This is a genomic window from Streptomyces sp. NPDC047022, from assembly GCF_040644155.1.
Lineage (GTDB): Bacteria > Actinomycetota > Actinomycetes > Streptomycetales > Streptomycetaceae > Streptomyces.
Genome location: NZ_JBEYVV010000001.1, coordinates 143,678 through 159,447, shown reverse-complemented (window position 1 = coordinate 159,447; position 15,770 = coordinate 143,678). Strand labels below are relative to the sequence as shown.

Below are 15,770 nucleotides of genomic sequence, written 5' to 3'. Positions count from 1 at the left end.
GGCCCCTCGGCCGTGTGGTCCGGCCCCTCAGTCACGCTCGCACACGAAGATCGCACTGCCGGGGATCAGGCCCCCGCGCAGCGGCGACCAGCCGCCCCACTCGGAGGTGTTCCAGGCGGGCCACTCCGGTTCGACCAGGTCGGCCAGGCGCAGACCGGAGGCGGCGATGTCCCGTACCCGGTCGCCGAGCGTCCGGTGGTGCTCCACGTACACCGCCCGGCCTTCCTCGTCCTGCTCGACGTAGGGCGTGCGGTCGAAGTAGGAGGCCGACACCGTCAGGCCCTCGGGCCCGGGCTCGTCCGGGAACGCCCAGCGGATCGGGTGCGTCACCGAGAAGACGAACCGGCCGCCGGGGCGCAGCACCCGGCGCACCTCACGCAGGACCATGACCTGGTCGGCGACGAACGGCAGCGCTCCGTAGGCCGAGCACGCCAGGTCGAAGGTGGCGTCGCCGAAGGGCAGGGCACAGGCGTCGGCCTGGATGAGGGGGAAGGCGCAGCCTATGCGCAGCGCGTGCTGGAGCTGGCGGTGGGAGAGGTCGAGGGCCACCGGGCGGGCGCCCTGCGCGGACAGCCAGCGTGAGCACTGGGCCGCGCCGGCGCCGATCTCCAGCACGTCCTTGCCCTTGAGGTCCTCCACCGGGCCGAGCAGCTCGGCCTCGACCTCGTCCAGCCCCTCGGGTCCCCACACGAAGCGGTCGTCGCCGAGGAAGGTGCCGTGCTCGGTCTGGTACTCGTCCGCGTTCCGGTCCCACCAGCCACGGTTGGCCCGGGAACTCTCCGTGATTCCCGCCGCTCGTCGGGTGGCTTCCGGCTCGAACTGCTCGGGCTCTTGGATGATCGGCTCCCTCGTCGTACTCTTCCGTCCAACCCGCCTCGGCGGTGTCGCGGAAGAGGGGCTCTGGCCAGAACGGCCTCATGGCGTGTCCGGTATACGGGTGGCGTCACGCGGAGACTTGTGCCGGGAATGCGGGGAACCGCACCCGGTGCGCGCTTCGCGCATTGACCCTGTCCGCCTGCCCCCGTATGCTACAAGTTGCGCTGCGGGCCTGCGCACCTCGGACCTAGCAGGCTGCGCTCGCATCTGTTGTATGTCCCCTCGGTTGTCGAGGCGCCATCGGGCACCTGGTGTCCCATCGTGGCGCTTCCTAGGCTGTCCGGCTTCGGCAGAGCGAAACGGGCTCCCGGCGTAAGCAGTACCTACGACTTCAATGTCCGTACCGGAGCCCTTTCCCACATGACGAGCAGCACCGAGACCACCGCCACCACCCCGCAGGTAGCGGTCAACGACATCGGTAACGAGGAAGCCTTCCTCGCCGCGATCGACGAGACGATCAAGTACTTCAACGACGGCGACATCGTCGACGGCGTCATCGTGAAGGTCGACCGGGACGAGGTCCTGCTCGACATCGGTTACAAGACCGAAGGTGTCATCCCGAGCCGCGAGCTTTCGATCAAGCACGACGTCGACCCGAACGAGGTCGTGGCCGTCGGCGACGAGATCGAGGCCCTGGTTCTCCAGAAGGAGGACAAGGAAGGCCGCCTGATCCTCTCGAAGAAGCGCGCCCAGTACGAGCGTGCCTGGGGCACCATCGAGAAGATCAAGGAAGAGGACGGCATCGTCACCGGTACCGTCATCGAGGTCGTCAAGGGTGGTCTCATCCTCGACATCGGCCTCCGCGGCTTCCTCCCGGCCTCCCTGGTCGAGATGCGCCGCGTCCGCGACCTCCAGCCGTACGTCGGCAAGGAGCTCGAGGCGAAGATCATCGAGCTGGACAAGAACCGCAACAACGTGGTCCTGTCCCGCCGCGCCTGGCTCGAGCAGACCCAGTCCGAGGTCCGCCAGACGTTCCTCACGACCCTCCAGAAGGGTCAGGTCCGCTCCGGCGTGGTCTCCTCGATCGTCAACTTCGGTGCCTTCGTGGACCTGGGTGGCGTCGACGGTCTGGTCCACGTTTCCGAGCTGTCCTGGAAGCACATCGACCACCCGTCCGAGGTCGTCGAGGTCGGCCAGGAGGTCACCGTCGAGGTTCTCGACGTCGACATGGACCGCGAGCGTGTCTCCCTGTCGCTGAAGGCGACCCAGGAAGACCCGTGGCAGCAGTTCGCCCGCACCCACCAGATCGGCCAGGTCGTGCCCGGTAAGGTCACGAAGCTGGTTCCGTTCGGTGCGTTCGTCCGCGTGGACGAGGGCATCGAGGGTCTGGTCCACATCTCCGAGCTGGCCGAGCGCCACGTGGAGATCCCGGAGCAGGTCGTCCAGGTCAACGACGAGATCTTCGTCAAGGTCATCGACATCGACCTCGAGCGTCGCCGCATCAGCCTCTCGCTGAAGCAGGCCAACGAGTCCTTCGGTGCCGACCCGGCCTCGGTCGAGTTCGACCCGACCCTGTACGGCATGGCCGCGTCCTACGACGACCAGGGCAACTACATCTACCCCGAGGGCTTCGACCCCGAGACCAACGACTGGCTCGAGGGCTACGAGAAGCAGCGCGAGGAGTGGGAGCGCCAGTACGCCGAGGCGCAGACCCGCTTCGAGCAGCACCAGCAGCAGGTCATCAAGTCCCGCGAGGCCGACGCTGCCGCTGCCGCCGAGGGTGGCGAGGCCGCCGCTCCGGCCGCGACCGGCGGTTCGTACTCCTCCGAGGGTGCCGACAACTCCGGCGCCCTGGCCTCGGACGAGGCGCTCGCTGCGCTGCGCGAGAAGCTGGCCGGTGGCCAGAGCTGAGCTGACGCTCGCCTCTGACGCCTAGCCGTCGATCGAGGGCCCGTATCCCCCAGGGGATGCGGGCCCTCGGTGTGTCGTACCCGGGCACGCGGAAGGCGGGCGGGCACGGGCATTTCTGACGGCCCGTAACCGGCGACGGGACCCTCCCCGCAAGTTGAACTCCGGGATTGCCCCGGAGCGGGAATCACCATGCCCCGGCTCACGTTGTGGAGTACGAACACGAGGAGGAGCGGTCTGGTGCGTGATCCACAGGGTTTGTACGTATGGGAGCCGAAGGGGCTGGCCGTCGTAGACATGGCGCTCGCCCAGGAGTCGGCCGGCCTGGTGATGCTCTACCACTTCGACGGCTACATCGACGCGGGTGAGACCGGCGAACAGATCGTGGACCGGCTCCTCGACTCGCTTCCCCAGCAGGTCGTGGCGCGCTTCGACCACGACCGGCTCGTTGACTACCGGGCTCGTCGCCCGCTGCTCACCTTCAAGCGCGACCGCTGGACGCACTACGAGGAGCCCACGATCGAGGTGCGCCTCGTCCAGGACGCCACCGGGGCGCCTTTCCTGCTGCTGTCCGGACCCGAGCCGGATGTCGAGTGGGAGCGCTTCGCGATGGCCGTCCGGCAGATCGTGGAGCGGCTCGGCGTCCGGCTGTCCGTGAACTTCCACGGCATCCCCATGGGGGTGCCGCACACCCGCCCGGTGGGGCTCACCCCGCACGGCAACCGCGCCGACCTCGTACCCGGCCACCGCAGCCCCTTCCAGGAGGCGCAAGTCCCCGGCAGCGCCGAGTCCCTGATCGAATACCGCCTGATGGAAGCCGGGCACGACGTCCTGGGCGTGGCGGCGCACGTACCGCACTACATCGCCCGCTCGACGTATCCGGACGCCGCGCTGACCACCCTGGAGGCGATCACGGCCGCCACGGGGCTCGTCCTGCCCAGTGCCGCCCACGCCCTGCGCACGGACGCCCACCGCACCCAGACGGAGATCGACCGGCAGATCCAGGAGGGCGACGAGGAACTGGTCGCCCTCGTGCAGGGCCTTGAGCACCAGTACGACGCCGCCGCGGGCGCCGAGACGCGCGGCAATATGCTCGCCGAGCCGATGGAGATCCCCTCGGCGGACGAGATCGGGCGGGAGTTCGAGCGGTTCCTGGCGGAGCGGGAGGGCGAGAACTGATCCGCTAAGGTGACGGACATGACCGCACCCCACCGGCCTCCGCCCACGCGGAGGCGGCCCCCGGTGGGCTGACCGGCGGTATCGGAGTCGGCGAGTTCTCCCCGCGGCGGCGACCGCGGCGGGGCGGGAGGTGGAGGCGCGGTCGTGCTGTCCGTGGGACTGACCGGCGGCATCGGCGCCGGCAAGAGCGAGGTGTCCCGGCTGCTCGTGGAGTGCGGCGCCGTGCTGATCGACGCGGACCGCATCGCACGTGAGGTCGTGGAGCCCGGAACTGACGGGCTGGCCGCGGTCGTCGAGGCATTCGGGCAGGAGGTCCTGCTGCCCGGCGGCGGGCTGGACCGTCCGGCGCTGGGTGCGATCGTCTTCGCCGACCCCGAGAAACTCTCCGTCCTGAACGCGATCGTGCACCCCCTGGTGGGCGCCCGCTCCCGTGAGCTGGAGGACGCCGCACCCAAGGACGCCGTGGTCGTCCATGACGTGCCGCTCCTCGCCGAGAACGCGCTGGCCCCGCTCTACGACGTCGTGGTCGTCGTGGACGTGAGCCCCGCAACCCAGCTCGACCGGCTCGTCCGTCTGCGCGGCATGAGCGAGGAGGACGCACGCGCGCGTATGGCCGCCCAGGCGACGCGCGAGAAGCGTCTGGAGATCGCCGACATCGTCATCGACAACGACGTCCCCCTGGAGCGGCTGGAGCGGAGCGTGAGGGACGTATGGGCGGAGCTCAGCGGCAGGGCGCGGGGCGCACAGGAATAGCGGTCGAGGTCGGGGGCGTTGAACGGGTTCAGTGAGGGAAGGACTCTGCCGTGCCCCAGAACAGCGATCCGACCGGACGTACTCCGGAGACCCACGTGATCGACTTCCGCGCCGCGGAGCAACTGCTCGCCGCGCGGGACCCGCGGGGCGCGGTGAAACTGCTCGACGCAGTGATAGCCGCGCACCCCGAGAACACGGCGGCGCGGCTGCTGCGCGCCCGAGCCTTCTTCGCCGCCGCGCAACTGCGCCCCGCCGAGCTGGAGTTCAGCATCGTGCTGGAACGCGAGCCGGACAACGCGTTCGCGCACTTCGCGCTGGCCCGCACTTATGAACGCCAGGCCCGCCCGGAAGAGGCGAAGCGGCACTTCCGTCTGGCCGCCGCACTGGACCCGAACCCGGAGTACCTGAAGGCGGCGCGTTTCGAGTCGTAGGCGCCCGTGCCGTGCGCCTGGCGGCCACCACTGTGTGGCGGGCTCCACAGGCCCGCCGTTTCGGCCGTCTACCTGTCACGTCGTTCCGGCGGAGGATACGGCGGGACATCGCGGCCCGGCTGCCAGTGGGGGCCTTGGTGCATGTGCCGAAGGATCACCACTAGGTCGACGCAGACGACCACCCACAGCACACCGCATGCGGCAGCCCAGCCGGGCCGTCCGACGAGGGCGAAGGCGATCAGTCCGAACGTCGCCCACGCCATGCCCCAGACGGACAGCCACAAGCGCATCCGCAGAGCACTGCGTGCTGTCGTCGGTTCACTGCCCGTACGCATCCCCATCATTGCTCCTACCGCCATAAGTACCCTTCGTGGTGCACGTTCACCATGGAAGGGTCCGCCGGATCCGGCGGACCGCGGACCGCGTGAGTGCGAGCGGGTGCTCGGTGCTCCGTACTCGGTGCCGGTACTCGGTACCCGGGGGAGGCGATGGTGCTGCTGGAGGCGCTGCGGGCGGACGCGAGGCTCGCGGGCTGGCTGAGGGATCTCGAGGCGGAGGGTGAGGCGCCCACGGACGTGGCCCTGCCCGGCGCGGACGAGTTGCCCGGCGTCCTGCTCGACCTGTCCGTACCCCACGAGGACATCAACGGCCTCGTCGCACTGCGCGCCCGGCTCGCACGGGACGAGGAGGCGACGACGCTGCTGTCGCGGTGCGTCGCCCGCTTCGTACGGGACATGGGGGAGATCGGGAAGGGCTGGGAGCCGCCGTTGTTCCCGGACTCGGCGGGCCCGCTCGGGCGGTACTTCCCGGTGTACGTGTTTGTCGCGGCGCTGCCGTACGTGCGCGCCTATCACCGTGAGCGCGGTGTGCCGGAGGAGGTCACCCGCCGCACTCTCGCGGACCTCGGACGCCATATGGCGGTGCACCGCCGGCGGCGCGGGAGGGGAGGGCTGCTGTTCCCTTGGTGGACGGCGCTCTACTTCCACGGGGAACTGTTCCAGCTGGGGCGGCTGCAGTACCAGCGGACACGGCTGGGGCAGCGCACCGGGCGCGCCGTCGCGGCGGCGGGCCGGGGACTGGGACCCGGAGACCCGTGCCTGAGCCTGCACATACCCGACTTCTACGGCGCTCTGACCCCGTCCGCCTGTGAGCGGTCCCTGGCGCTGGCACGCGCGTTCTTCGCCGAGCACTATCCGGACGAAGGGTACGAGATCGCCGTGTGCGACTCCTGGCTCCTGGACCCCCAGCTCAAGCTGAGGCTGCCCGCCGACTCCAACATCGTCCGCTTCCAGGACCGGTTCGCACTCGCGCACCAGGAGACGACGCCGGACGACAGCATGCCGATCGGCTTCGTCTTCGGAGATCCCGAGCTTCCACTGGAGGGGCTGCCGAGGCGAAGCAGTGTCGAGCGTGCCGTGGTGGACCATCTGCGGGAGGGCGGGCACTGGTACGGCGGGCAGGGCTGGTTCGCGCTCTGACCCACCCCACCGCACGCACGTTCCCTCCTCGAACTATCACTCCATCGAGTGACGGGGGTGAGGGAACGGGGCGCGGAGGGCCGCCCGTTGAACGGGCATGAAGGCGAACACGCGAGAGGGATATCAGGGCACCGGCCCCGGCGCGATCACGCCGGACGGCTGCGCCGTCGAGCTGTATGCGCGGCTGCCGCCCGGCGACGAACCGGACATCGTGGCCGCGGCCGTGCCGGCGGGTGCGCGCATCCTCGAGCTGGGCAGCGGGGTCGGCCGGATGACCCATCCCCTGCTGGAGCGCGGATTCACGGTGACGGCGGTGGACGAGTCACCGCAGATGCTGGAGCGTGTGCGCGGAGCACGCACGGTGTGCAGCCCTGTCGAGGCTCTCGATCTGGGGGAGACGTTCGACGTGGTGATGCTGGCGTCGTTCCTCGTGCACGCGGGGGATGCGGAGGTACGGCGAGGGCTGCTCAGAACATGCGCCCGGCATGTGGCGGACGGCGGATGCGTGCTCATCCAGCGAGAGGCGGAGGACTACCACGTGAACGTGCCACGCGAGCGGGTCGATCCACGGGGCTTCACGATACGGATCGCGTACTCACGGCCGATCGGGGACGGAGTGCGCCAGGTCCGCGCCGAGTACGAATTCCCCGACGCGAGCTGGACACAGACCTTCCTGGCCCGGCCGCTGACCAGGGAACAGTTCGAGGAGGCACTCGATGAGGCAGGGCTGAAGGTGGACCGGTATCTGACCGAGGACCGGATGTGGGCGCGAGCCGTGAAGGCGGACGCCGGGGGCCGGTGACATGCCGGTGTGAAGGAGCGCGGCGGGGCCGTGAACCGGCTCCGTCACGCGCCCCCGGAGCCACCCCGGCCGGGGGACCGGTTCCGGGCGCCGGAGTGCTGGGGGCCTTCCGGGCGGCCCTGGCCTCCTGAGCGGCCCTGAGCCCCGTAGGCGCTTGCGAAGCCGCTGCCGGGGGCCCCCGCCAGGCCACGGAGGCGTTCCAGCTCGCGGCGGTCGCGCTTGGTCGGGCGACCGGCGCCGCGGTCGCGGAGCCCGGCCGGAGCCACGGCCTCGCGGGGCGGCGGGGGCGGACTGTTGTCGATGTAGCACTGGACGGCCACGGGGGCGCCCACCCGCTTGCGGATCAGGCGCTTCACCACCACGATCCGCTCCCGTCCCTCGTGGCGCAGACGCACCTCGTCGCCGACGCGTACGGCGTAGGCGGGCTTCACCCGCTCGCCGTTGACCCGCACATGGCCGCCCCGGCAAGCGGTGGCGCCGACCGACCGGGTCTTGACGAGCCGCACGGACCAGATCCAGCTGTCGATGCGCACGCTCTCGCCGGTGGAGGGGCCGGCGGCCGCGGCGGCGGCCACCGCGGCGGCGGTCTTCGCGTCCGCGGCGCCGGTGTCCGGGACCTGCGGGTCCACGACGGCCTGGCCGGGCGCGCCCGGGACGTCTGCGCCCCGGCTCTCCCGCGTCCCCTCGGCACCCGGACGGCCCGCCCGAGGTGCACGGTCCGCCCGGGACTCCCGGTCGGCGGCCACACGGGTCGCGTCTGCGCCGTCCCCGTGGCCCGCCCTGTCGTCGTCCACACCTGGTGAAGCCATGTTCCCGAGCCTAGCCTCCCGAGCCGGGCCGACCGGACGGGTTTTTCCGCGCCGGACGGAGAACGGCGCTCCGCCGGCCGCTGTCCGCGCCCGACCGGTCCTACCGTGGAGGAATGGAAGGCAGCGGTCTGGCCTCTTTGGACGAGCGGATCACGGGATGCCGTGCGTGCCCCCGTCTGGTCGCATGGCGCGAGGAGGTGGCCCGCACCAAGCGTGCCGCGTTCGCGGACTGGACCTACTGGGGGAGGCCGGTGCCGGGCTTCGGACCGCCGGACGCCCGATTGCTGGTGGTCGGTCTCGCCCCCGCGGCCCACGGCGGGAACCGGACCGGCCGGATGTTCACCGGGGACCGTTCGGGAGACGTGCTCTATGAGGCGCTGTACGCCGTGGGGCTCGCCTCGCAGCCGACATCGGTGTCCGCGGACGACGGCCTCGAACTGTACGGGGTGCGCGTCACCGCCCCGGTGCACTGTGCCCCGCCCGGCAACAAGCCGACGACCGAGGAACGGGACACCTGCCGGCCCTGGCTTGTGCAGGAGCTGCGGCTGCTGAGGCCCTCGCTGCGGTGCGTGGTCGCGCTCGGCGCCTTCGGCTGGCAGTCCGCCCTGACCGCTCTGGCGGAGACGGGCATTCCGGTGCCGCGTCCCCGGCCGGCCTTCGGGCACGGGGCCCGGGTGAAGCTGGAGGGACTGGAACTGTTCGGGTGCTTCCACGTCAGCCAGCGCAACACCTTCACCGGACGTCTCACCCCCCGGATGCTGCGGGACGTACTGCGCACGGCGGGGGAGACGGCGGGCCTGCCGACCACACCGGAGCACGATCGGTAGTCACCCCCCGGATATTCGGCCTGTCGCCGGGGACCACCCTGCCGCCCGATAATCCTGCGAATTCACCCCGGCCTCGTTGCTACCGTCTGCGGCGTGGCGAAACTCAATCAGATCATCGCGGTCGAGAAGGGCGTCAAGTCCAAGTCGCACCAGGACCTGACGGCTGCTCACCACGGCCTGCAGAAGCCCGCGTTGCTGGCCGGAATCTCGCGTACGTACCAGCCGAAGGACGAAGAGGGCGAGCAGTTGCCGCCCGAGTCCACGCGGGTCCAGGTGCAGGCCGAGGACGTGCTGCGGCAGACCGCCGGGACGCTCACCCGGCTGTTCGACGTAACCGCCACCAAGGACTGGGCCAACTGCACGGCCAAGGCGGATGTGAAGGTGGACGGACGTGTACTCGTCGCGGACGTCCCGGTGGCGTATCTGCTCTTCCTGGAGAAGCAACTCGTCGACCTCAACACCTTCGTACGCAAGCTGCCGGTGCTCGACGCCTCCGAGTCCTGGGCCCAGGACCCGTCCACCGACGCCTGGAAGACCGAGCCGGTGCGCACCCTGCGGACGAAGAAGGTGCCCCGCAACCACGTCAAGGCCGAGGCCACCGACAAGCACCCGGCGCAGGTCGAGGTGTACTACGAGGACGTGCCGGTCGGACACTGGACGACCGTGAAGTTCTCCGGCGCCCTTCCCGCCCGGCGCGTGAACGAGTTGCTCGACCGGGTCGAGAAGCTCCAGCAGGCCGTCAAGTTCGCCCGCGAGGAGGCGAACGCCGTGGACGTCGTCGACCAGCGGGTCGGTGACGCGGTGTTCGGCTACCTGTTCGGGTAGCCTCATGAACTCCCCGGCCGTGTGCTCGACGGCCGGGGTGCGCGAGGAGCGCAAGCTGAAGCTGAGGCTTGTCGTGACTGCGCGGTCCCAGTGGAGGTTCGAGTCCTCCCCGCGGCACGGACTCCTGCCGCGGTAGCCCAACTCGGCAGAGGCAGACCGCGATCAATCTCAGACTATTGCTCCAGACTCAGCATTCGCCGCCGATCGCCGGATCGACCGGGCCCAGGCCCCGGACGTCGAAATGCCGGTTCAAGTCCGGCTCGCGCAGCTCGATGCGCGATGGTCCAAAGGCAGGACGCGGCGACATAACGACTGACCTGGGCTCTCAAGCGTGCCGGCGTGCCCATACGGGCGGCATCACAGGGCCCGGGGGCCGGCTACGCCCTCGGGCCCGCTCCTGTTCCCACATCTTCCTCCACGACTTTCCTCTCGACTTCCCTTCCCGGCTTCTCTTCCCGGCTTCCCTTCACGCCTTCCTGTCAGGTCTCTTCCCTTCTCCAGAGCACTTCGCCGGTCCGTCCTTCGTGCCGACCGAGTGTCAGATACGTCTCAGTACCGTCACTTCACGAGCCGTTCAGGCGGGAGGAGGCGTTTAACCCGATGAGCCGACAGGAGATACCCGATAGCGGACCGTGAACGGCTCGCCGGGGCACGGATGCGATGCGTCAGGAGGTGCGGGGTGATGAACGGGCGAACGGTGCTCGAGCGGTTTCCGGCCGGCGGACCGCGCGGATCGTGGCCTGCGGAGGAGTTCGCGCAGGCGCGCCGCCTGGAGGGACAGCCGGCGGAGGTCGTCATGGATCTCGCGACGGACGCGTTCCTGGTGGTCGTACCAGGGGCGGAGACGGCCGACTAGGCGTGCTGTCCCTGTCGCGAGGGACACGGGGACAGGGACACCGGCCGTGCGGCCGACCGGTCAGGCGCTGAGCGGACGTGACCAGGCGGGAGCGGTCCCCGTGACGTGGCACAGCGCCAGATACAGCGGGATCGGCGGGGTGTAGGGCACGTTGTCGCCGGGACGGTGGATGAGTCCGGGGGCGTCCGGCGCATCCGGCACGAGGGCGCCTCGCACGTAGCGAGCGGGTGCCGGCCAGTGGAGCGCGACGTCGGAGTCGCGGGGGACGATCCACCACCACTCGGTCCGGCCGGCGTACACGCAGCCGATCCTCGGCAGCCTGGGCAGCAGCAGCGGACCGTGGCGGGCGGGCACGGCCACCGCGTCCCACCCGAGCGGGACCGCCATGCCTTCGGGGATCGGGAGCCGTCCGCACGCAGCCGAGGACACCCGCCGCGCACGTCCGAGACGGACCAGCGAGTCCAGGGCCAGGACCTGCGCGGTCCCGGGCCCAGCGGGGCCCGCACCCGTCACCACCATCCGGGCCCCGTCCCCAGGGACGCGTCCGCACCGGAATCCCGGCCGTCTGGCGCGGGACGCCGGGGGCCCCAGCCCGGGTCGGACCGCCCCTCTCCGTTCACCGGCGGCTTCTTGGCACCCCACCCGAGATCGGACCGCGCCTGCGTGTCCCCGGTCGCCCGGGACCTGCCGCCGGAACACGGCAGGTCCCGGGACGGGTGCGCCGGGCGAGGCGGTTCGCCGGAGGCCGAAGGCCCCGCCTCCCGGGCCAGTTCGGCCCACACCAGCAGCCCAGGACTCGCATCCTGGACCCCCCAGGCCCGGCACAGACCCGCGACGAGAAGCAATCCCCTCCCGTGCTCCTCATCGGGGCGCTGCGGAACGGGGCGCGGCTCGCCGGGGGCGCACCCCTCGTCCCGTACGGCTATGCGCACCACGTCGTCCGCGTCGCGCAGTTCACACAGGACACGCTCTCCAGCGGTGTGCACGATCGCGTTGGTCACCAGCTCCGAGACGACCAGCGCGGCCGTCTCGCGGGTGTCCTCGCACACCGCCCAGACGCCCAGCCGGGCACGCGTCAGCTGCCGCGCCCGTGCGACGGAGCCCGGGTGTGCGGCCAGCTCGAACCGGAACCGGCGCCAGGCGGCAGCGCCGGGGTCCGCCCCTGCGGTGCCACACGGTCCGAGGCGGTCTGAGGCGGTGTCTGTTCCTAACGGCGCGGGCGGAATCACGCTTGCCACTATCGCCTCGACCCGGACACTTGGCAAGGGTCACTCTGAAAATTGCAGAGTGCGGTGTGACTTCGAGAAGCTGCATGGCACACTGCTCGCAACAGCGGGCCGATCCGTGTCGGTTGGGAACCGGCCACGGGCCTTCGGCATGAGGGCCTGCGCGCCCGTGCCGCCAGTTCGCGCACCGCGTCCGGGTGCGGGCGCGGCATGGTGCGGAAAGGTTTCGACCAGTGCCGTCGGGGGTGTCGGGAAGCAGGAGCACGGGAGGGGGTGCGCGTTGAGCGAGCCGCGGTCGGCGCCGACGGTCGGTCAGGTCGTCCTCGGCCGACGCCTCCTGGACCTGCGGGAACGCGCCGGTCTCAAACGGGAGGACGCCGCGAGCGTCCTGCGTGTCGCTCCCGCCACCATCCGCCGAATGGAGATGGCCGAGGTCGGTCTGAAGATCCCTTACCTCCAACTGCTGCTGAAGGCCTACGGGGTGGGCGACGACGAGACCGAAGCCTTCGTACGGCTGGCGGAGGATGCCAACAAGCCGGGCTGGTGGCAGCGGTTCCACGACATCCTGCCCGGCTGGTTCTCGATGTACGTCAGCCTGGAGGGCGCGGCCTCCCTGATCCGCCAGTACGAGCCCCATTTCGTGCCGGGCATCATGCAGACCGAGGAGTACGCGCGAGGCGTCCTCACCTCGGGCGCCATAGGCCGGACCAGCCCCGAGGACATCGAACGCCATGTGGCGCTGCGCATACGGCGCCAGGAACTGCTCACACGCGAGGAGACACCCCGCATATGGGTCGTGATGGACGAGACGGCCCTGCGCCGTCCGGTCACCGGGCCCGAGGTGATGCGAGCCCAGATCGAAAGACTCCTGGAGGTCATGGAGCTGCCCCATGTGACGCTGCAGGTGCTCGAGTTCGCCTCGGGCCCGCATCCCGGCACCTACGGGCCCTTCGTACTGTTCCGATTCGCCATGCCGGAGCTGCCGGACATGGTCTACAGCGAGTATCTGACCGGCGCCGTCTACCTGGATGCGCGGGCCGAGGTGGCGACCCATCTCGAGGTCATGGACCGCATGGCGGCCCAGGCTGCCACAGCCCACCGCACGAAGGAGATCCTCGAGGATCTCCGCAAGGAGCTGTAATGGACAGCATCACGCCAGGCATAACCGTCTACAACGGCATGCCCGCCCGTGACCTGGGCAGCGAGGGCTGGCACAAGCCGTGGAGCGGGGGCAACGGCGGCAACTGCCTGGAGGCGATGAAACTCGCCGACGGCCGCATCGCCGTCCGCCAGTCCACCGACCCGGACGGTCCCGCGCTGATCTACACCTCCGACGAGATGTCCGCGTTCATCGAGGGAGCCAAGGCGGGCGACGCCGACTTCCTGCTCTCGTGACCGGCCCCCTCCGGGGGAGCATGCGCGGCCCTCAGACGGTCATCGGCCGGTCGTACGGTCCGATGGGCGCGGGCAGACGCGACGCGCCGCCGCTGAGCCGCCGGTCCACCGCCGCCGCCACTGACCGCCCCTCCGCGATCGCCCACACGATCAGCGACTGCCCGCGTGCGGCGTCCCCGGCGACGTACACCCCGGGGACGTTGGTCGCGAAGTCCTCGTCGCGCACGATCGTCCCCCGTGCGCTGAGCGAGAGCCCGAGCTGGTCGATCAGCCCGTCCTCGCGGTCGGGCCCCGAGAACCCCAGCGCGAGCAGCACCAGGTCGGCGGGGATCGTCCGCCCGCTGCCCGGCAGCGGACTGCGCCGTTCGTCCACCTCGACCAGGTGCAGCGTCCGCACGTGTCCCTCCGCGTCCCCGTCGAAGCGGAGCGTGGACGCCGCGAAGAGCCGGGCGTCCGCGTCCGCCGCGGGCGCCGAGCGCAGGTCGCGAGCCTCCTCGTGCGCGGCGGAGAGCCGGTAGATCTTCGGATAGGTCGGCCATGGCTCGGTGTCGTCGTTCCGCTCCGGCTCCGGCAGCGGATAGATGTCCAGCTGGGTCACGGAAGCGGCGCCCTCACGCACCGCGGTCCCCAGGCAGTCGGCGCCGGTGTCCCCGCCGCCCACGATCACCACGTGCTTCCCGGCCGCCGACAGCGGCGAGACCTCCAGGTCCCCCTCGCACACCCGGTCGGCCAGCGGCAGATACTCCATCGCCTGGTGGATTCCGGCCAGTTCGCGGCCGGGCACGTCCAGCTCGCGCCAGTGCGTCGCACCGGTCGCGATCACCACCGCGTCGTAGCGCGCCCGCAGCTCGGCCGCCCCGATGTCCTGGCCGACGGCCGTCGACGTGCGGAACTTGGTCCCCTCGGCGCGCATCTGCTCCAGCCGCTGGTCCAGATGCCGCTTCTCCATCTTGAACGCCGGGATCCCGTACCGCAGCAGCCCCCCGATCCGGTCCGCCCGCTCGTACACCGCCACCGTGTGCCCCGCCCGGGTGAGCTGCTGGGCCGCCGCCAGCCCCGCGGGCCCCGAGCCGACGACCGCCACGGTCCGCCCCGACAGCCGCTCGGGGGGTCTCGGCGGAGCGAAACCCTCCGCCCAGGCCCGGTCCGCGATGGCCACCTCCACGTTCTTTATGGTGACCGCGGGCTGATTGATGGCGAGGACGCACCCCGCCTCGCAGGGGGCCGGGCACAACCGGCCCGTGAACTCGGGGAAGTTGTTGGTCGCGTGCAGCCGGTCGCTGGCCACCCGCCAGTCCTCGCGCGAGACGAGGTCGTTCCACTCGGGGATCAGGTTGCCGAGCGGGCAGGCCTCGTGGCAGAACGGTATGCCGCAGTCCATGCAGCGGTCCGCCTGCCGGCTGATGATCGGAAGCAGCGCGCCCGGAACGTACACCTCGTTCCAGTCCCTCACCCGTTCCTCGACGGGCCTGCGGGGCCAGTCCTCGCGCGGTGTGTTCATAAAGCCCTTGGGATCGGCCATGGCCGCCCCCCTGCGTACGCGTACGGGACCGTTTCGTGCCACGATACGTCGCCCCCGCCGGGGCCGCCGCTCGGCGCTGCGCCTTTGTCATGGACTGCTGGGGCCCAGGTCAGAGCCCTGGTGCCGAACTCCGTCCAGACCCCGGGAGCCGGTACCGGGCCCGGTGGCCTCGAGCCGGTGCCTTGAGCGGCCGCTCCGGGCCCGCCACCGGGTCACGCAGCCTCCGGGAGCCGCCACTCCCGCAGCACCGACTCCAGGGCGCCCGCGATACGCCGCCGAGCCTCCGGCCGGGGCACCCCGTTCATCAGCAGCTGGTCGTACGGCGTCTCCGTATGCCGCACGGAGGCCCGCACCGCCGCCGTCACCGCATCCGCCGACAGCGCCCGCCCCGCCGTGCTGCGCCCGACCCGTCCGCTTCCCCGTATCGACGCGTGTACGGCGATCGCGTGCGCCCGCTGCGGCGGGCACCCGGGAAACAGGCGCCGGATCTCCTCGGCGAAGGCGTCCGCGAACCGTGTGTCATCGGCCGCCCGCCGTCGCGCGTCCCTCGCCCGCCGTCTGCGCCGCGCCTCCGCGTCCGCCAGGCACCGCTCCTCGGCCCACGCGAGCGCCGCCTCCTCGACGAGGATCCCCTGCCGTTCGTAACGGCTCCGGCGCCGGTTGAAGCGCACCACCACCGCCGACAACGCGCTCGCCTCCCGCGACCGCCGGGTCAGTGCCGTGTCGCCGCGCGGCAGGAACACCAGATGCCCGAGGTCCGCGCAGTCCAGGCAGCACGGTGCCCCCTGCTCCAGCACCAGCATCGGTAACGGCCCCCTGCGACAGCGGGCACAGCGCTTTCTTCGCCTGAGCGGCTGGAACACGAGAAGTCCGCTCGGGGGCGGAGGAGTTGGGGTCTGCGCCATGTCCCTCTCATTCCCCGCCCGCCCGCGCGACGACCATA

The 15,770-nt window shown here is 71.0% G+C and carries 19 protein-coding genes; 12 read left to right on the top strand and 7 right to left on the bottom strand.

Translation table 11 applies throughout. From position 1 onward, the window contains the following. Positions 1-27: 27 nt before the first annotated feature. The gene (locus ABZ845_RS00755) at positions 28-840 is read right to left on the bottom strand and encodes a class I SAM-dependent methyltransferase (RefSeq protein ID WP_360972392.1); all 813 of its coding nucleotides are present in this window, start codon (positions 838-840) and stop codon (positions 28-30) included. Between the two features lie 396 nt (positions 841-1,236). On the opposite strand from ABZ845_RS00755, the gene rpsA reads away from it, so the two are divergent. The 4 genes from rpsA (at position 1,237) to ABZ845_RS00735 (ending at position 5,087) form a co-directional block, all read left to right on the top strand. Next, positions 1,237-2,727: a 30S ribosomal protein S1 gene (gene rpsA / locus ABZ845_RS00750; RefSeq protein ID WP_360971349.1), complete on the top strand. Its 1,491-nt coding sequence runs from the start codon at positions 1,237-1,239 to the stop codon at positions 2,725-2,727. 237 nt (positions 2,728-2,964) lie between these two features. Continuing rightward, on the top strand, positions 2,965-3,903 hold the full coding sequence (locus ABZ845_RS00745) for a PAC2 family protein (protein ID WP_360971346.1): 939 nt from the start codon (positions 2,965-2,967) through the stop codon (positions 3,901-3,903). A 144-nt stretch (positions 3,904-4,047) separates the two neighbouring features. Next, positions 4,048-4,656: a dephospho-CoA kinase gene (gene coaE, locus ABZ845_RS00740; RefSeq protein WP_360971343.1), complete on the top strand. Its 609-nt coding sequence runs from the start codon at positions 4,048-4,050 to the stop codon at positions 4,654-4,656. Positions 4,657-4,706: 50 nt separating this feature from the next. Continuing rightward, a complete protein-coding gene (locus tag ABZ845_RS00735) occupies positions 4,707-5,087 on the top strand; it encodes a tetratricopeptide repeat protein (protein WP_360971340.1) in 381 nt (126 codons plus the stop codon). Between the two features lie 68 nt (positions 5,088-5,155). Here the strand turns inward: ABZ845_RS00735 and ABZ845_RS00730 are convergent, their stop codons facing one another. Beyond that, the gene (locus tag ABZ845_RS00730) at positions 5,156-5,431 is read right to left on the bottom strand and encodes a DUF6343 family protein (protein WP_360972390.1); all 276 of its coding nucleotides are present in this window, start codon (positions 5,429-5,431) and stop codon (positions 5,156-5,158) included. Positions 5,432-5,578: 147 nt separating this feature from the next. On the opposite strand from ABZ845_RS00730, the gene ABZ845_RS00725 reads away from it, so the two are divergent. Beyond that, positions 5,579-6,565: an acyltransferase domain-containing protein gene (locus tag ABZ845_RS00725; protein WP_360972388.1), complete on the top strand. Its 987-nt coding sequence runs from the start codon at positions 5,579-5,581 to the stop codon at positions 6,563-6,565. A gap of 97 nt (positions 6,566-6,662) precedes the next feature. Next, positions 6,663-7,367 carry a class I SAM-dependent methyltransferase gene (locus ABZ845_RS00720; protein ID WP_360971337.1) on the top strand — a complete coding sequence of 235 codons (705 nt, stop codon included), beginning with the start codon at positions 6,663-6,665 and terminating at the stop codon, positions 7,365-7,367. 44 nt (positions 7,368-7,411) lie between these two features. Here ABZ845_RS00720 and ABZ845_RS00715 read toward each other — a convergent pair whose 3' ends face one another. Next, positions 7,412-7,996, bottom strand: a complete 585-nt coding sequence (locus tag ABZ845_RS00715; RefSeq protein ID WP_360972386.1) for an RNA-binding S4 domain-containing protein — start codon at positions 7,994-7,996, stop codon at positions 7,412-7,414. Between the two features lie 293 nt (positions 7,997-8,289). Here ABZ845_RS00715 and ABZ845_RS00710 point away from each other — a divergent pair, with 293 nt between their 5' ends. The 4 genes from ABZ845_RS00710 to ABZ845_RS00695 all read left to right on the top strand — a co-directional run bounded on the left by ABZ845_RS00710 (position 8,290) and on the right by ABZ845_RS00695 (position 10,684). Further along, the gene (locus ABZ845_RS00710; protein ID WP_360971334.1) at positions 8,290-9,003 is read left to right on the top strand and encodes a uracil-DNA glycosylase; all 714 of its coding nucleotides are present in this window, start codon (positions 8,290-8,292) and stop codon (positions 9,001-9,003) included. A gap of 93 nt (positions 9,004-9,096) precedes the next feature. Beyond that, positions 9,097-9,828: a hypothetical protein gene (locus tag ABZ845_RS00705; protein WP_360971332.1), complete on the top strand. Its 732-nt coding sequence runs from the start codon at positions 9,097-9,099 to the stop codon at positions 9,826-9,828. Positions 9,829-9,832: 4 nt separating this feature from the next. Further along, positions 9,833-9,964 (top strand): hypothetical protein, encoded by a 132-nt coding sequence (locus tag ABZ845_RS00700; RefSeq protein ID WP_360971329.1) that lies wholly within the window; start codon positions 9,833-9,835, stop codon positions 9,962-9,964. A 546-nt stretch (positions 9,965-10,510) separates the two neighbouring features. Then, complete coding sequence (locus ABZ845_RS00695) at positions 10,511-10,684, top strand: hypothetical protein (RefSeq protein ID WP_360971326.1); 174 nt, start codon at positions 10,511-10,513, stop codon at positions 10,682-10,684. 60 nt (positions 10,685-10,744) lie between these two features. Here the strand turns inward: ABZ845_RS00695 and ABZ845_RS00690 are convergent, their stop codons facing one another. Both ABZ845_RS00690 and ABZ845_RS00685 read right to left on the bottom strand, forming a co-directional pair. After that, on the bottom strand, positions 10,745-11,203 hold the full coding sequence (locus ABZ845_RS00690) for a hypothetical protein (protein ID WP_360971323.1): 459 nt from the start codon (positions 11,201-11,203) through the stop codon (positions 10,745-10,747). After that, complete coding sequence (locus ABZ845_RS00685) at positions 11,194-11,922, bottom strand: ATP-binding protein (protein ID WP_360971320.1); 729 nt, start codon at positions 11,920-11,922, stop codon at positions 11,194-11,196. The genes ABZ845_RS00690 and ABZ845_RS00685 overlap by 10 nt, the downstream gene beginning before the upstream one ends. A gap of 268 nt (positions 11,923-12,190) precedes the next feature. On the opposite strand from ABZ845_RS00685, the gene ABZ845_RS00680 reads away from it, so the two are divergent. Next, positions 12,191-13,051 carry a helix-turn-helix transcriptional regulator gene (locus tag ABZ845_RS00680; protein ID WP_360971317.1) on the top strand — a complete coding sequence of 287 codons (861 nt, stop codon included), beginning with the start codon at positions 12,191-12,193 and terminating at the stop codon, positions 13,049-13,051. After that, on the top strand, positions 13,051-13,305 hold the full coding sequence (locus ABZ845_RS00675) for a DUF397 domain-containing protein (protein WP_360971314.1): 255 nt from the start codon (positions 13,051-13,053) through the stop codon (positions 13,303-13,305). The genes ABZ845_RS00680 and ABZ845_RS00675 overlap by 1 nt, the downstream gene beginning before the upstream one ends. Positions 13,306-13,336: 31 nt before the next feature. Here the strand turns inward: ABZ845_RS00675 and ABZ845_RS00670 are convergent, their stop codons facing one another. Next, complete coding sequence (locus ABZ845_RS00670) at positions 13,337-14,827, bottom strand: glutamate synthase subunit beta (RefSeq protein WP_360971312.1); 1,491 nt, start codon at positions 14,825-14,827, stop codon at positions 13,337-13,339. A gap of 212 nt (positions 14,828-15,039) precedes the next feature. After that, on the bottom strand, positions 15,040-15,732 hold the full coding sequence (locus ABZ845_RS00665) for a DUF2293 domain-containing protein (RefSeq protein WP_360971309.1): 693 nt from the start codon (positions 15,730-15,732) through the stop codon (positions 15,040-15,042). Between the last annotated feature and the right edge of the window lie 38 nt (positions 15,733-15,770).

Coding starts and splice junctions, on each gene's coding strand:
- ABZ845_RS00675 (WP_360971314.1), top strand. CDS start 13,051: ATGGACAGCATCACGCCAGGCATAACCGTCTACAACGGCATGCCCGCC.
- ABZ845_RS00665 (WP_360971309.1), bottom strand. CDS start 15,732: ATGGCGCAGACCCCAACTCCTCCGCCCCCGAGCGGACTTCTCGTGTTC.
- rpsA (WP_360971349.1), top strand. CDS start 1,237: ATGACGAGCAGCACCGAGACCACCGCCACCACCCCGCAGGTAGCGGTC.
- ABZ845_RS00700 (WP_360971329.1), top strand. CDS start 9,833: ATGAACTCCCCGGCCGTGTGCTCGACGGCCGGGGTGCGCGAGGAGCGC.
- ABZ845_RS00670 (WP_360971312.1), bottom strand. CDS start 14,827: ATGGCCGATCCCAAGGGCTTTATGAACACACCGCGCGAGGACTGGCCC.
- ABZ845_RS00690 (WP_360971323.1), bottom strand. CDS start 11,203: ATGGTGGTGACGGGTGCGGGCCCCGCTGGGCCCGGGACCGCGCAGGTC.
- ABZ845_RS00730 (WP_360972390.1), bottom strand. CDS start 5,431: ATGATGGGGATGCGTACGGGCAGTGAACCGACGACAGCACGCAGTGCT.
- ABZ845_RS00720 (WP_360971337.1), top strand. CDS start 6,663: ATGAAGGCGAACACGCGAGAGGGATATCAGGGCACCGGCCCCGGCGCG.
- ABZ845_RS00695 (WP_360971326.1), top strand. CDS start 10,511: ATGAACGGGCGAACGGTGCTCGAGCGGTTTCCGGCCGGCGGACCGCGC.
- ABZ845_RS00710 (WP_360971334.1), top strand. CDS start 8,290: ATGGAAGGCAGCGGTCTGGCCTCTTTGGACGAGCGGATCACGGGATGC.